Source organism: Stenotrophomonas sp. 89682_Sma (genome assembly GCF_056481405.1).
This window is the reverse complement of sequence record NZ_CM151147.1, coordinates 3,509,454-3,524,477: the sequence shown is the minus strand read 5'-3', so window position 1 is coordinate 3,524,477 and position 15,024 is coordinate 3,509,454. Positions and strand designations below refer to the sequence as shown.

13 protein-coding genes are annotated in these 15,024 nt (G+C 65.9%); 4 read left to right on the top strand and 9 right to left on the bottom strand.

All coding sequences use genetic code 11. From position 1 onward, the window contains the following. Window positions 1–11: 11 nt before the first annotated feature. The 3 genes from ACZK29_RS16405 to ACZK29_RS16395 form a co-directional block, all read right to left on the bottom strand. The gene (locus ACZK29_RS16405; RefSeq protein WP_478446246.1) at window positions 12–1,661 is read right to left on the bottom strand and encodes a phosphoethanolamine transferase; all 1,650 of its coding nucleotides are present in this window, start codon (window positions 1,659–1,661) and stop codon (window positions 12–14) included. After that, window positions 1,658–2,410, bottom strand: coding sequence for a phosphatase PAP2 family protein (locus ACZK29_RS16400; RefSeq protein ID WP_049429975.1), 753 nt, complete (start codon window positions 2,408–2,410; stop codon window positions 1,658–1,660). Before ACZK29_RS16400 ends, ACZK29_RS16405 begins: the two co-directional genes overlap by 4 nt. 111 nt (window positions 2,411–2,521) lie before the next feature. Continuing rightward, window positions 2,522–4,225, bottom strand: a complete 1,704-nt coding sequence (locus ACZK29_RS16395; RefSeq protein ID WP_478446245.1) for an ArnT family glycosyltransferase — start codon at window positions 4,223–4,225, stop codon at window positions 2,522–2,524. Window positions 4,226–4,356: 131 nt separating this feature from the next. Here ACZK29_RS16395 and ACZK29_RS16390 point away from each other — a divergent pair, with 131 nt between their 5' ends. Together ACZK29_RS16390 and ACZK29_RS16385 are read left to right on the top strand one after the other, a co-directional pair. After that, window positions 4,357–5,070 (top strand): response regulator transcription factor, encoded by a 714-nt coding sequence (locus ACZK29_RS16390; RefSeq protein ID WP_111205303.1) that lies wholly within the window; start codon window positions 4,357–4,359, stop codon window positions 5,068–5,070. Next, complete coding sequence (locus ACZK29_RS16385; RefSeq protein ID WP_111205302.1) at window positions 5,057–6,343, top strand: sensor histidine kinase; 1,287 nt, start codon at window positions 5,057–5,059, stop codon at window positions 6,341–6,343. Before ACZK29_RS16390 ends, ACZK29_RS16385 begins: the two co-directional genes overlap by 14 nt. A 124-nt stretch (window positions 6,344–6,467) precedes the next feature. Here ACZK29_RS16385 and ACZK29_RS16380 read toward each other — a convergent pair whose 3' ends face one another. Next, a complete protein-coding gene (locus ACZK29_RS16380) occupies window positions 6,468–6,857 on the bottom strand; it encodes a VOC family protein (protein ID WP_478446244.1) in 390 nt (129 codons plus the stop codon). Between the two features lie 127 nt (window positions 6,858–6,984). Here ACZK29_RS16380 and ACZK29_RS16375 point away from each other — a divergent pair, with 127 nt between their 5' ends. Then, a complete protein-coding gene (locus ACZK29_RS16375; RefSeq protein ID WP_111205300.1) occupies window positions 6,985–8,235 on the top strand; it encodes a DUF819 family protein in 1,251 nt (416 codons plus the stop codon). A 426-nt stretch (window positions 8,236–8,661) separates the two neighbouring features. Here the strand turns inward: ACZK29_RS16375 and ACZK29_RS16370 are convergent, their stop codons facing one another. Both ACZK29_RS16370 and ACZK29_RS16365 read right to left on the bottom strand, forming a co-directional pair. Then, window positions 8,662–8,886 carry a YbdD/YjiX family protein gene (locus ACZK29_RS16370; RefSeq protein WP_005410613.1) on the bottom strand — a complete coding sequence of 75 codons (225 nt, stop codon included), beginning with the start codon at window positions 8,884–8,886 and terminating at the stop codon, window positions 8,662–8,664. Further along, window positions 8,886–10,967 carry a carbon starvation CstA family protein gene (locus tag ACZK29_RS16365; protein WP_049427667.1) on the bottom strand — a complete coding sequence of 694 codons (2,082 nt, stop codon included), beginning with the start codon at window positions 10,965–10,967 and terminating at the stop codon, window positions 8,886–8,888. The genes ACZK29_RS16370 and ACZK29_RS16365 overlap by 1 nt, the downstream gene beginning before the upstream one ends. A 215-nt stretch (window positions 10,968–11,182) precedes the next feature. Here ACZK29_RS16365 and ACZK29_RS16360 point away from each other — a divergent pair, with 215 nt between their 5' ends. Further along, window positions 11,183–12,034: a pirin family protein gene (locus ACZK29_RS16360; RefSeq protein ID WP_111205298.1), complete on the top strand. Its 852-nt coding sequence runs from the start codon at window positions 11,183–11,185 to the stop codon at window positions 12,032–12,034. A gap of 119 nt (window positions 12,035–12,153) precedes the next feature. Here ACZK29_RS16360 and ACZK29_RS16355 read toward each other — a convergent pair whose 3' ends face one another. The 3 genes from ACZK29_RS16355 to ACZK29_RS16345 all read right to left on the bottom strand — a co-directional run bounded on the left by ACZK29_RS16355 (window position 12,154) and on the right by ACZK29_RS16345 (window position 14,513). After that, the gene (locus tag ACZK29_RS16355; RefSeq protein ID WP_111205297.1) at window positions 12,154–12,612 is read right to left on the bottom strand and encodes a hypothetical protein; all 459 of its coding nucleotides are present in this window, start codon (window positions 12,610–12,612) and stop codon (window positions 12,154–12,156) included. Between the two features lie 197 nt (window positions 12,613–12,809). Then, window positions 12,810–13,529 carry an aquaporin Z gene (gene aqpZ / locus ACZK29_RS16350; RefSeq protein WP_106551167.1) on the bottom strand — a complete coding sequence of 240 codons (720 nt, stop codon included), beginning with the start codon at window positions 13,527–13,529 and terminating at the stop codon, window positions 12,810–12,812. Window positions 13,530–13,649: 120 nt separating this feature from the next. Continuing rightward, on the bottom strand, window positions 13,650–14,513 hold the full coding sequence (locus tag ACZK29_RS16345; RefSeq protein WP_478446243.1) for a pirin family protein: 864 nt from the start codon (window positions 14,511–14,513) through the stop codon (window positions 13,650–13,652). Window positions 14,514–15,024 lie beyond the last annotated feature (511 nt).

The following is a 15,024-nucleotide window of genomic DNA, read 5'->3' as shown; positions in this document are numbered from 1 at the left end:
CCGAACAACCCTCAACCTTCGCAGTTGGCGAACACGTCGCGATCGCGCTCGTACAGCGCCGTCTTCACTTGCATCAGGCCCAGCACCGACGGGAACAGGTTGTCATGGTCGGTATACGCCGCCGAACGCTTGCGCACGCACTGCAGGTCCAACCCACGGCTGCTGGCGAAGCCCGGCGAGAACCACATCGTCATCGGCACGCGGGTCTGCTCGGCCGGGGCAATCGCATACGGTACGCCATGCAGGAACAGGCCCTTCTCGCCCAGCGATTCGCCGTGGTCGGACAGGTAGATCATCGCCGTGTCGTAATCCTGCATGCCCTGCAGCGTGCCGATGGTCTTGCTCAGGAAATGATCGGTGTACAGCACCGCGTTGTCGTAGCTGTTGGTGATCTCTTCGCGCGAGCAACGACCGATGTCACGGGTGTCGCAGGTTGGCTTGAAGCGGGCGAAGGCGGCTGGGTAGCGCTCGAAGTACGCCGGGCCGTGGTTGCCCAGCTGGTGCAGCACCACCACCCGGTCGCCGGGCTTTGCACGTACCTGGGTAGCCAGGTTCTGCAGCAGGATCTCATCCATGCAGCGGCCGTCGGCACACAGCCCCGGGGTGGTCGCATCGGACAGCGACTGGAACTCCAGGCCTTCGCACACGCCCTTGCAGCCGGACTGGTTGTCACGCCACAGCGGTGCGATGCCGGCACGGTTCAGTACGTGCAGCAGCGACTGGTGCGCGCGGATCTTCTTCTCGTCGTAGTCGTGGCGTCCCCACGGCGAGAACAGGCACGGCAGCGACACTTCGGTGCTGGTGCCGCAGGAGTGCATGTCGGGGAAGTTGATCACCGGTGCCTGGGCCAGTTCCGGGGTGGTGTTGCGGCCACCGTTGAGGCCCCAGTTCTGCGCACGCACGGTCTCGCCCATGACGATCACCAGCAGGCGAGGCTTGCTGGCTGCAGCGCGCGGCGTGGCCTTGGCGTCGGTGCCGATCGGCAGCTTCGGCGCGCGCTGCACCGGGTTGTCGCCACGCAATGCACGCGGCAGGCCCAGCAGCACATTTGCAGGCGTAGCGAGGTAACGCACTTCGCGCTGGTTGCGCATCAGTGCCGAGACATCCTGGAACGAGATCAACGCACCGCCCACGGCGGTCACTGCCGCCACCACCAGGAAGCCGACGCGCCAGAGCAGGCTGCGGCCCCAGCTGCGCCGGCGCAGCTGCACACGCCACAGCACCACCATCGGCAGCACTGCCAGCAACAGCACCGGCCACAGCAGCGACACGGTCATCAACTCGCGGCTTTCCTTGGGGTCGGTCGCCAGTACGTTGCGCAGCATGTCCGCATCCAGGTAGATGTGGTAGCGGCTCATGTAGTGCGCAGCGAATGCGGTCACCAGCAGCAACAGGCTGATCACCACCTTGGCATTCCAGCGCCAGACCAGGATGCCCAGCAGTACGCCGTGTGCACCCAGCAGCAACAGCAGCAGCGAAAGCCCGTAGCGCAGGCTGCCCGGATGGCTGGCCATTGCGCTGTGCCAGAACAGGCCGTTGCCGGCCACCGCGAAGAACAGGCTGGTCAGCGCGATCAGTGCTTCGGTGGAAAGCTGCGGCCGCCAGTGGCGAAGACCCGCAAGGGCGGGGAGGCGGGCGGGGCGTTGGACCGATGCACTCATGCGTTTGCCTCCTGGCGGTTGGGACGGTCCAGCTGACGGCGGATCAGAACATACAGGCCCAGCGAAAGCAGCCAACATATCAACGCAGTGGCAACGTCATGCGAAAGGAAATGGGCGCCCCGCAGCTGCTGGCTGATGCCGAACACCAGGCCGGTGCCGAGGCCGATCCACAGCCCGGCCCAGCGCCAGGACGGGCGCCACAGCAGCGCGAAGAAGTACAGGCAGAGCCACGCGTAGCCTGCGCTGGCATGCCCCGCCGGGAAGCAGGCCTGCGCGGCCATGCCTGCGGGGCGCGCCGTGAAAAGCCCGATGAAAGGCTGGTGGCCGCCGTAGCGGAGCAGGTCCCACGGGCATTCCATCGGTACCAGCGACTTCAGCAGGGAGATCACGCCGGTGCCCAGCGCCATGGCAATCACGACATAAAGCAGCGCCCATTGCAGGGTGCGATCACGTCCTTTGCGCCAGTGGTGGAAGCACAGCAGGATCACGACCAGCGCCGCTGCCGTGCTCAGCCATTTGCCGGCCTTGTGCACGACGCTGCGGGTGATCCAGGCGTCCTGCAACGCCCAGTGGCCGCCTTCAAGGCGGAACAGATGATCGGCCACCCATTGATCGCCGCCGAAGCCCATCAGCAGCGTAAACAAGGGCAGACCGATTGCGACAGGCAGCCAGAGGTGAATTACGGCAAATCGAGACGCCAGTGGCGATGTCGCAAGCGGCGCTACCGAATCAAGGGGACGGACGGGCATGCTGGGAAGGGGCGGTTCGGGAATCCGCGGTCATGCTCGTCACCTGGATGTCGGAGAAGGGTCGGACGCTCGTTCGTGCCGGGTTAATGTTCGTCCTGCACGTGTCAACGTTCAGTCTTCTTCGGCGGTCGATCCTGTCCGCTCGGCGTGGCAGTCCGGGTTCCACGCGGTACCGGGAAGCAGTTGCCAACGGTTCCTGTTGGCAACACCGATGTCGATCACCTTGGCCGGATCCACGCAGGGGCTCATCGCGTCGTCCAGCACCAGCAGCCAGCGCTTGTCCGGTGCCTCGGCCAGCCACGGGCCGGCGTCGTGCCATTGCTCGGCCCAGGGGCGCTTGAAGCCGAACTCGCGTACCGGGCGGTCGGCCTGCAGCAGGTTCTGTTCGCGCCAGGCCACCAGCGCCAGTTCGGCGTCTGGTCCGATCCGCGCGCCGACCCGGCGCATCAGCGCCGACGCCGAGGCGTAGGGGTCCAGCGCGGGGATCAGCACCAGGCCGTAGAGCATCCACAGCATGCCGTGGGTCAGCAGCACCAGCGTCGCCGCGCGGCGTACCCGCAGCCACACGATCAGCGTGGCCAGGGCAATGGCAAAGGTGAGCAGGCCATCCCCCAGCACGGGCAGCAGGGTGTCGGGCATCGCCCGGCGTTCCAGCTGGGCCACCGCCCACGGGTGTTCGGTCATCAGCATCACGCCCAGCGTGCCGGTGGCCAGCATCAGCACCACGCTGTAGCCGAACAGATAGCGGCGCACGCACAGGCGGCGCAACAGGCCGGGCAGCAGCGGTGCCACGGCCAGCGCCATGGCCGGCAGCATCGGCAGCAGGTACACCTCACGCTTGCCTGGGCTGGCGCTGAAGAACACCAGCACCAGCACGGCCCAGCCCAGCAGCAGCCACTGGCGGCGGTCGCCTCGGCGGATACGGCGCCACCAGGGCTTGAACAGCATCGGCAGCAGCAGGCTGCCCGGCAGCCACAGGGTCAGGATCACCTGCAGGTAGTACCAGGCGGGCTGCCGGTGGTGCCAGGCATTGGCGTAACGGGTACCGGTCTGCTTGAACAACAGCTCATGCGCGTAGGCCTGCAGTTCGGCCGTGGGCGTGTGCAGCAGGGCCCAGCCCAGCGGCGCCAGCCACACACCGACACCCAGCAGGAAGGCGGGGATCAGCCACAGCAGGGTGGCCGGATGCGGGCCTTCCACCGTGTACCCCCGGCGACGCTGGTACAGCCACCAGCCAAGCCAGGGCAGCACCATCAGCAGCGGCAGGAAGCCCACGCCCTTGGTCACGGTACCCACGCCGGCGGCAAAGCCGGCCAGCCACAGGGCGGGCAGATTGCGGCGTTCGCACAGGTGGCGCATCAGGCCCCACAGGGCCACGGTGGTCATGCCCACCAGCACCATGTCGATCTGCGCGCGCTTGGCCATCAGCCCGAACTGCAGGGTGCAGAACAGCGCCGCCAGGGCGTAGATGGAATGCCGTGGCGACCACAGCCGCCGTGCCAGGTCCGACACCAGCCACAGGCTGAGCAGGGCGCCCAGCAACGACGGCAGCAGGAACGACCACTGCCAGCTGCCGACGATCTCGTAGGCGGCCGCCTGCAGCCACATGAAGACCGGCGGCTTCTCCGCATACAGCTCCACGCCGCGGTGCGGCAGCAGCCATTGCCCGCTCTCGACCATGGTCCTCGCCGCCAGCACGAAGCGTGGCTCGTCCGGCGGCTGCGGTTGCCGAAGGCCGATCCCCGCTGCCAGCGCAGCAATGATCAGCAGCCACAACAGGGGCAGGCGCCAACGGCGGGGCAGGGCTACGGGCACGGCAGGCTCCGGGAGCAAAACGGCCATTCTGAGGTGGCAGGGGTGGGAAAAGCGTCAGAGCGGCGCCGGGGCGACCGCATTCCGACATGTGCGGCGCTACCATGGTACGAACTTCCGTGGATGTTTCGTGCATGCGTCTGTTGGTGATCGAGGACAACCGCCAGCTGGTGGCCAACCTGTTCGACTATTTCGAGTCGCGCGGGCACGTGCTCGACGTGGCGCCGGATGGCATCACCGGACTGCACCTGGCCGGAAGCCATCCATATGACGCGGTCATCCTGGACTGGATGCTGCCGCGCATGGAGGGCCCGGAGGTGCTGCGCCGGCTGCGCACCGAGCATGCATCGGAAGTGCCGGTGATCATGCTGACCGCGCGTGACGAGCTGCCGGACAAGATTGCCGGCTTCCGTGCCGGCGCCGACGACTACCTGACCAAGCCGTTCGCGCTGCCGGAACTGGAGGTGCGGCTGGAAGCGCTGCTGCTGCGCGCGCAGGGACGCAACCCGCGCAAGCGCCTGCAGGTGGGCGACCTGGTGCTTGATCTGGCCACCCTGGAAGCCCAGCGCGGCAACCAGGTGCTGCACCTGTACCCGGCCTGCCGCAAGCTGCTGGAGGTGTTGATGCGCGCCAGCCCGGGCGCGGTCACCCGCCAGCAGCTGGAATTCGCCCTGTGGGGCGACGAACCGCCGGATGGCGATCTGCTGCGTTCGCATGTCTACGAACTGCGCCGCAGCGTCGATGGTCCGTTCGCCGAGAAACTGATCCATACCCTGCCGCGGGTGGGCTACCGGCTGGCGGTGACCACCGCCAGCGATGCGAGCAAGGATGGCGATGAAGGCGCGTAAGCCGGGGCCGCTGTACCGGCGCGTGGTGTGGTGGTTGCTGGGCTATCTGGCGCTGCTGTCGATCGCGGTGTTCAGCGTCGGCAACTATGTGCATGAACATGCCGAGCATGCCGCCTGGCGCGCACTGCTCAATTCCGAACTGGACAGCATCGTCGAGCACGTCGAGCACGAGCCGCATTACCGCTGGCAGGATTCGGACACGCTCAGCCTGTACCGGTTCGATGCGGTCAACCTGCCCGAGGGCCTGCGCACATTGCATCCGGGGCTGCATGACGGCGTGATGGTCAAGGGGCGTGAGACGGCGGTGATGGTGCGCGAAACCGAGTCGATGGGCCGGGTCGCGCTGGTTCTGGACATCTCCGACTTCCATGACCTGGAACAGTTCGCCACGCGCTGGGTGATGCTGGCCGGGGTGATCATGATCTTCGTCACCGTGCTGATGGCGTCGTTCGGCATGGAGCGCATGGTGCGTCCGTTGAGCCTGCTGGCGCAGCACATCGCCGCGCTGCGGCCGGGCGTTCAGGGCCAGCGCATCGAGGTCGACCCGCGCGGCAGCTCCGAGCTGCATACCATTGCCGATGCATTGAACGACTACCTGGACCGCAACGAGCAGTTCGTCGAACGCGAACGGGTCTTCATCAGCACCGCCAGCCATGAACTGCGTACGCCGATCGCGGTGATGACCGGTGCTGCAGAGCTGGCACTGGAACAGCCGGGCCTGCCCGAGCGCGCGCGCCAGCAGATGCAGCGCGTACTGCGCACCGCGCAGAGCGTGGAGCAGCTGATCGAACTGTTGCTGGTGCTGGCCCGTGATCCGGCGCGTCTGGCCGCGCGCGCCGAGCGCATCGCGCTGGACCAGCTGTTGCCGGAAATCGTTGACGACCATCGTCATCTGCTCGGCGACAAGGACCTGAGCATCGGCATCCAGGCAGCGCCGGTGGATATCGTCGCGCCGTTGGCGGTGGTGCAGGCTGCGATCGGCAACCTGCTGCGCAATGCCATCGAGAACAGTGGGCGTGGTCACATCGAGTTGCGCCTGAGCTCGTCGGCGGTGTTGACCCTGCAGGACCCAGGGCATGGCATGAGCCCGGAGGAGATCGCGGCGATCCATGCGCGGATGGCCCGTGGCGAGCGCGCCGACCGTGGCGGCGGCATCGGCCTGGATCTGATCGCGCGGCTGTGTGAACACCTGGGCTGGACCCTGCAGCTGCATCCCTGTGACCCGCGCGGAACGCGTGCCACGCTCGATTTCAGCGCCTCACGTCCGGCCTGAACCGGCCGTCCTTCAGGATGCCAACCCTGGTTGGCATGCGGTCCGTCGACCCAGGTTGACGCCTACCCAGCCCAGGCTGGCCGCAATCCGGTAGATGCCAACCTCGGTTGGCATGCCGTCCGCATCACCGCCTGTTCGTCCGCGCCACGTGCTGGTCGATCAGGATCACATTGCCATCCGGATCGGCCAGCTGCAGATAGCCGGTGCCCTGCCCATCAGGGTCGGTGCGCACTGCCAGTTCGATGCCCTTCGCATCCAGCTCCGCCTGCAGCTCGCGCACGTCCTGGAAGTGGGGCAGCTCCTCCTTGTGCTGGTCCCAGCCCGGGTTGAAGGTGAGCAGGTTGCCTTCGAACATGCCCTGGAACAGGCCGATGACAATGCCGTTGTTGCGCATCACCAGCCAGTTCTGCGCCGGCTCGCCGCCGGTCACCGAGAAGCCCAGTGCTTCGTAGAAGGTGCGGGAGGCCGACAGGTCCCTGACCGAGAGGCTGACGGAGAAGGCGCCGAGCTGCATGGGAGAGGCTCCGGGAAAGGGCAGCCGGCACTGCAGCATGACCCGGCGTGAAGACAATGTTAATCTGCGGATGCGCCGCTTTATGCGGCGCTTTTTTTTCCCGCTCTTTCGATCGACAGAGGATCCCATGCCGACCGAACCCGCTACTGCCCTGATCAGCAACGACATCGTTGGACTGGGCCTGATTGCCGCCACCCTGGCCCTGATCTTCTGGGCCGCCAGTGGTCCGACCCCGTTGCTGAAGAAAATCTTCGCCTGGGTGCCGGCACTGCTGCTGTGCTACTTCATCCCCGCCATCTACAACACCGCCGGTGTCATCGACGGCCACAACACCTCGCTGTACAACCCGGTTGCACGCGACGTGCTCCTGCCGGCCGCGCTGGTCCTGCTGACCCTGTCGATCGACCTCAAAGGCATTGCCAAGCTCGGCCCCAAACTGCTGATCGTGTTCTGCGCCGGTACCGCCGGCATCATGCTCGGCGCCATCGTTTCGTTCCAGCTGATGAAGCTGATCCACCCGGAAACCGTGGCCGGTGATACCTGGGCCGGCATGGCGGCGCTGGCCGGCAGCTGGATCGGTGGCGGCGCCAACATGGTCGCCATGCGCGAAGTGTTCGGCACCGATGCCACCACCTTCGGCCAGTTCGCCGTGGTCGACGTGGCCTGCGCCAGCCTGTGGATGGCCATCCTGTTGTTCCTGGCCAACCGCGCACAGCAGATCGACACCCGCAACGGTGCTGACACCCGTGCCATCGACGAGATGAAGGCGCGCATCAGTGCCTACGAGGCGCAGAACGCGCGTATTCCCAGCATGACCGACCTGATGGTGATCGTCGGCGTGGCACTGGGCGGCGTCGGCCTGGCCCATGCCATCGCCGCGCCGCTGGCGGGCTGGTTCAAGGCCAATGTCAGCTGGGCCAGCCAGTTCAGCCTGGACAGCCAGTTCGTGTGGGTGATCCTGCTGTCCACCGCGATGGGCCTGGGCCTGAGCTTCACCCGTGCGCGCCGGCTGGAAGCCGCAGGCGCTTCGCGGCTGGGTACGGTGTTCCTGTACTTCCTGATCGCCTGCATCGGCATGCAGATGAACCTGCTGTCGCTGCTGGACCGGCCGTGGCTGTTCCTGCTCGGCGCGATCTGGATGGCCACCCACGTGCTGGTGCTGTGGGTGGTGGCCAAGCTGCTGCGCGCGCCGTTGTTCTTCTTCGCGATCGGTTCGCAGGGCAACATCGGTGCGGCCGCTTCGGCCCCCGTGGTGGCGGCGGCGTTCCATCCGACGCTGGCCCCGGTGGGCGTGCTGTTGGGCACGGTCGGTTATGCAACCGGCACCGGACTGGCCTATGTCACCGGCCTGATCCTGAAGTGGATGGCGGGGGCCTGAGTCCTGAGCTGACGATCATGTTGCGTGTTCACGGCAATTGCCGCGAACACGCTTTCTCCGTGTAGAGCCGAGCCCACGCTCGGCTTTCTTTTTGCCTGCCACCGGATAGATCCACGCCATGCGTGGATGCACTTCATGGGAATACATGAACAGAGAAGGGTCAGATCCGTTTCCCAGAGGAAACGGATCTGACTCCTGATCCTTCTTGCCGTCACCGGAAATCTGTCGAAGGTGGGGTGGTGTCGGATGGCGGGGTGTCCGCGGCATGGATGCCGCGGCCAAGCCCCCAAGGACGGGTTTACGGCGTCCCCGCCATCCGACACCACTCCGCCAAATTCATGGAGAACCAGAGCCGACGCTTTGGCAGTTGCAGTTGCAGTTGCCCCTGCGGGCGCCGGGCTGCAAGCCCGGCACCCACACAGAACCTCAACAGCAGCGACCACCGTTGCGTCCGCCGTAGCGCGCTTCCTGGCGTTCACGGAAGAACGTCTTGTAGTCCATCGGTTCCTGGTCCGGATGCTTTTCCAGCATGTGCCGGACGTAGTTGTCGTAATCAGGAATGCCACAGCACAGCCGTGCGGTCTGCACCAGGCGCCGCCAGATGCGGCGGTGCGCCTGGTACTGGCCGGCGGGAACCAGTTGCGTGCTCATCACAGGTCCACCATTTCATGTGGCTTCAGCGCCACGTAAGGGGTCTCGCGGTCGCTGCGCTGTGGGTTGCGGCGTGCCGCCAGGATGGTCTTGATCGAATACACCAGCACTGCACCCACCACCAGCAGGAACAGCGCGGTCAGGCCGGTGTTGACATAGGCGTTGACCACGATCTGCTTCATCTGCGCCACCGACTTGGCCGGTGCGGTGATGGTGTCGCTGGCCAGGGCGGCCTGGAACTTGTGTGCCTGGGCCAGGAAGCCCTGTGCCGGGTTGCTGTCGAAGATCTTGATGAAGCCGGCGTAGGTGGTGCAGATCAGCAGCCAGATCGCTGGCACCGCCGTCACCCACGCATAGCGGTCACGCTTCATCTTGAACAGCACCACGGTGCCCAGCATCAGCGCGATACCCGCCAGCATCTGGTTGGAGATGCCGAACAGCGGCCACAGCGTCTGGATGCCACCGAACGGATCGACCACGCCGGTGTAGAGCAGGTAGCCCCACAGCGCCACGCAGCCGGCGGTACCGATGATGTTGGCGGTCCACGATTCGGTCTTCTTCAGCGCCGGCACGAAGTTGCCCAGCAGGTCCTGCAGCATGAAGCGACCGGCACGGGTGCCAGCGTCGACTGCAGTGAGGATGAACAGTGCTTCGAACAGGATCGCGAAGTGGTACCAGAACGCCATCATCGCGTCGCTGCCACTGGGAATCGCTTCGTGCAGGATCTGCGCGATGCCCACCGCCAGTGTCGGCGCGCCGCCTGCGCGATGCAGGATGGTCGGTTCACCAATCGCCGCCGCGGTCGCGGTCAGCTGTTCGGGGGTGATGGTGAAGCCCCAGGTGTTGGTGATGTAGTGCGCTGCCGATGCGGCATCGGCACCGATCACTGCCGCCGGACTGTTCATCGCGAAGTAGATGCCCGGATCGATGATCGAGGCCGCGACCAGTGCCATCACCGCCACGAACGATTCCATCAGCATGCCGCCGTAGCCGATGTAGCGCATGTGTGCTTCATTGGCCAGCAGCTTCGGCGTGGTGCCCGAGGAGATCAGCGCGTGGAAGCCGGACACCGCACCGCAGGCGATGGTGATGAACAGGAACGGGAACATGCCGCCCTTCCACACCGGACCATCACCGCTGGCGGCGAACTGGGTCAGCGCCGGCATCTTCAGTTCCGGCATCACCACCAGGATGCCGATGGCCAGCGCGATGATGGTGCCGATCTTGAGGAAGGTCGACAGGTAGTCGCGCGGTGCCAGCAGCAGCCACACCGGCAGCACCGAGGCGACGAAGCCGTAGCCGATCAGCATCCAGGTGATCTGGGTGCCGGTGAAGGTGAACGCAGGGCCCCACACCGGATCGGCGGCGACCTTGCCGCCGTACCAGATCGCGGCCAGCAGCAGGATCAGGCCGACCACCGAGATCTCGCCGATCTTGCCGGGGCGGATGTAGCGCATGTACACGCCCATCAGGATCGCGATGGGCATCGTCGCGATCACCGTGAACATGCCCCACGGGCTTTCGGCCAGTGCCTTGACCACCACCATCGCCAGCACTGCCAGGATGATGATCATGATCAGGAACGCGCCGAACAACGCGATCGTTCCAGGCACCTGGCCCATTTCCTCGCGCACCAGATCACCCAGCGAACGACCGTTGCGGCGGCTGGACAGGAACAGGACCATGAAGTCCTGCACCGCGCCGGCCAGCACCACGCCCACCACCAGCCACAGCAGGCCGGGCAGGTAGCCCATCTGCGCGGCCAGCACCGGGCCGACCAGCGGGCCGGCACCGGCAATGGCGGCGAAATGGTGGCCGAACAGCACGTGCTTGTTGGTCGGCACGTAGTCCAGGCCATCGTTGTTGATCACCGCCGGGGTGGCCCGGGTCGGATCCAGCTGCATCACCTTGTTGGCGATGAACAGGCTGTAGAAGCGGTAGGCGACCAGGTACAGCGAAACTGCGGCGACGACGATCCACAGCGCATTGATGTGTTCGCCGCGGCGCAGGGCCACGGTGCCCAGACAGAAGGCGCCGAGCAGGGCGAGGGCCGCCCAGCCTATTTTGGAAAACCCTTTCATGAGGTGCTCTCTCCCGGAAAGACAGTCAAAGAGTCCCGCGTGCCCTCGGCAGGGTCAATTGGCACAGGACGAATCGGCGGTAGTACTTTGGTCGTACGCTTGTTGCGCTGACGTGCAGCGAACATCAGGGATGGAACAATCGGTTGCGGCGCTGTCCATTGGCGCGCAGCCGTGTGGCGTCCATCTTCAGTGGCATCCATCCAACAGGAGTCGCCATGAGCTTTCCCGAACCGGCCCGCGTGCTGCGGACCATCCGTGGCATGCCCACCTCCGACGGTGCCGGCGTGCGCCTGACCCGCGTCATCGGCGGCCCCACGCTGCCGGACCTGGATCCGTTCCTGCTGCTCGATGAATTCGGCACGGACCGTGCCGAGGACTACATCGCCGGCTTCCCGGAGCATCCGCATCGTGGTTTCGAGACCGTCACCTACATGCTCGACGGGCGCATGCGGCATCGCGACAACCACGGCAACGAGGGCCTGCTGACCCCGGGCAGCGTGCAGTGGATGACCGCAGGCCGTGGCCTGGTGCATTCGGAAATGCCCGAGCAGGAAAGCGGGCAGATGCGCGGCTTCCAGCTGTGGGTGAACCTGCCGGCGAAGGAGAAGATGACGGATCCGAAGTACCAGGAATTCGCTCCTGAGCGGATTCCGGTGGTGCACCCGGAAGCGGGCGTGGACGTGAAGGTGATTGCCGGCAACGTGGATGGCACGCAGGGCCCGATCGTGCAGCCGGCCACCGAGCCGCTGTACCTGGACATCACGCTGGCCCCGGATCGCGCCTGGACCTATGCGTTGCCGGAAGGGCACAACGCCTTTGCATACGTGTTCGAAGGTGGCGTGACCGTGGGTGAGCAGGACGCGGCGCGCGATGTCGCCCGTCAGGAACTGGCGGTGCTGGGTGGTGGCGAGCAGCTGCATCTGTCGGCCGGCAGCGAGGGTGCGCGGCTGATCCTGGTGGCCGGTCGTCCGTTGCGCGAACCGGTGATGCGCCATGGCCCGTTCGTGATGAACACGCGGCAGGAACTGATGCAGGCCTTCGTCGATTTCCAGGAAGGCAAGTTCTGACGGATTGCGCCGGGCCATGCCCGGTGAAGGAAACCGGTAACGCCGCCGGGCCATGCCCGGCGGACGTCCCGCGCGTCGGATCCTGCGGGGATGCTGCCAGGCAGTCATCCCCGCCATCGTCAGTTCCCGGCAGCCACGGCCGACGGGGTCAGGCTCATGCCCTGCGCCAGCTGCTGCAGCGCGCCCAGTTCCTGCGCGCTGTCCGGATACAGCGAAATCTGCGCGTAACGCCCTTTGTCGAGCTTGACCACACTGATGCGGCGCTCGGCATAACCAGGCGGCTGCTGGCCTCCCAGATCGGGCTGGTACCAGTACAGCGATTCACCGCCGAAGCTGCCCTTTTCGTGGCGCAGCGAGCGGTTCAATGGAAGGTTGGGATCGCGCGCACTGAGCATCAGGCTCAGTACCTCGCGGCCATCGCTGGTGCTGGCGCGGCAGACCAGGAAATCGGCCTGTGCCTGCTGTTGCCACTGCAGGCCGCTGTTGGCCGGCAATGAAGGACATTCGGTGGGAGCCTGCGCGGCGGACTGGGCCGCAGCGAACAGCAGGCTCGACAACACTACAGGCGCGAACTTCATGCATCCCCCAAGGTGGTGTGTCGTTGGCTCCGCCGTATGGACCGGCGGCCTTGGCATCCCATCCCCGGATGCCCCCCCGGCCGGCATGTGCACGGACGGTCAACTCAACCTTAACGGAACGTGAGCGCTCGCACAAATTGCGGTTACAAGCGTAACCATTGCGGCCGATGGTCGGCCGCAATGGTCGCGCACAGGTCTCAGCGGTCGTTGCCGATCCACTTGTAGATGATGCCGCCGATCGCACCGCCCAGCAGCGGGGCGACCCAGAACAGCCACAGCTGGCTGACCGCGCCGCTGCCGGCGAAGAAGGCCACGGCGGTGGAGCGGGCCGGGTTCACCGAGGTATTGGTGACCGGGATGCTGATCAGGTGGATCAGGGTCAGCGACAGGCCGATCGCCAGCGGTGCGAAGCCCGCCGGCGCCTTGCCGTGGGTGGAGCCCATGATCACGATCAGGAACACGGCGGTCAGCACCACTTCGCACAGGAAGGCCGCTGCCACGCTGTAACCGCCAGGCGACAGCGCACCATAACCATTGCTGGCGAACGCACCGGCCTGGCTGCCATCGATGGCGAAGCCGCTGGCCCCCGACGCGATCTGCAGCAGGATGAAGCCGGCCAGCAGGCCGCCAGCCACCTGGGCGATGATGTACGGCACGAGGTCCCTGGTCGGGAAGCGGCCGCCGGCCCACAGGCCGACGCTGACCGCCGGATTGAAGTGCGCACCGGAGATATGGCCGAACGCATAGGCGCCGGTCACCACGGTCAGGCCAAAGGCCAGGGCGACGCCGAGGAACCCGATACCCAGCGGATTGCCGTCACCGCCGAACTTGGCCGCCAGCACCGCACTGCCGCAACCCCCCAGAACCAGCCAGAACGTGCCGAGGAATTCGGCGGACAAGCGTTTACCCATGCTCATGTGTTGCACTCCTTTGACGGTGAAAGTGTGATTTATGTCACATTTCAGTGATCAGCGGGTGACTGTAGCGTCAACGCCGGGTGCAGGGATACACCTTCGGATGTGTGCAACACGCGATGTTCAGTACTGCGGCAGCGGGATGAATTCCTTGTCGTCGCCCGGAATGGTGCCGAAGCGGCCGGCTTCCCAATCGTGCTTGGCCTGCTCGATGCGCTCCTTCGAGCTGGACACGAAGTTCCACCACAGGTGACGTGGGCCATCCAGCGGTTCGCCACCGAACAGCATCGCCTTCACCGGGGTCTTCGCGCGCAGGCGGCCACGTGCGCCGGCTTCCGGGATCACCAGGTGCTGCGCGGGGATGTCCACGCCATCCAGCTGCGCCTCGCCCTCGAGGACGTACAACGCGCGTTCGCGATGGCCGTCGTCGATGTCGATCTCCGCATCCGGGTCGAGATCGATCGCCACGTTGAGGGTGTCGGCGAACACCTTCACCGGCGATTCCTCGCCATAGGCGCGGCCGGCGATCACGCGCAGCCAGGCACCGTTGCGGCGCTGCTCGGGCAGGGTGGCCGCCGCGTGGTGGTAGAACGCCGGTTCGATTTCCTCGTGCGACTTCGGCAGCGCGACCCAGGTCTGCATGCCGTGGATCGGGTTGTCATGGTCGCGGTCCGGTTGCGGCGTGCGCTCGGAATGGGCGATGCCGCGGCCGGCGGTCATCCAGTTGACGTCACCGGGACGGATCACCTGGTCCGAGCCGAGCGTGTCGCGATGGCCGATCGCACCCGACCACAGGTAGGTCACGGTGGCCAGGCCGATATGCGGATGCGGGCGCACGTCAATGGCGGTGCCGGGGTGCATGAGTGCCGGGCCCATCTGGTCGACGAACACGAACGAGCCGATGCTTCGGGCCTGCAGGGTGGGGACGGCGCGACGGACTTCGAGGCCGCCGATGTCGTGCGCGCGCGGGGCGATGATGGTGGTCATGCGGGCGTTCTCACTGCAGGGATCAGAGCGCCAGCATCGCATGCAGGTGTGACGGGCACATGCCCCGTATGGGTAACAGGTTGTTCCAGCCAACGGCGCAGCCCCTCGTGGCTGGTTGCTTGGTCGTGTAAAGCAAAAGCTGCGCTTGGCCGGGCGGGGTGGGTTACGCAGGACACGCCGTAAACCCATCCATGGGGGCTCGATGGCGCCATCCATGGCGCCAACGGTCCTGCGCAACCCACCCGCCCGACCTCTGACAGTTTCCGTGTGCTGTCCAGCCACGTAGAAGAAAAAAGAAAATCAAAATCAAACGCCGGTCGCTTCGCTCCTGGTGTCGACCAAGATCGACACCCACCAGTTCGTAATGATCCGTGCCGACCAAGGTCGACACCTACCAGTCATCGCAGTTCACTCACCGTCACCGGAAATCTGTCAGGGGTGGGGCGGTGTGGGCAGGCAGGACCGTTGGCGCCATGGATGGCGCCATCGAGCCCCCATGGATGGGTTTACG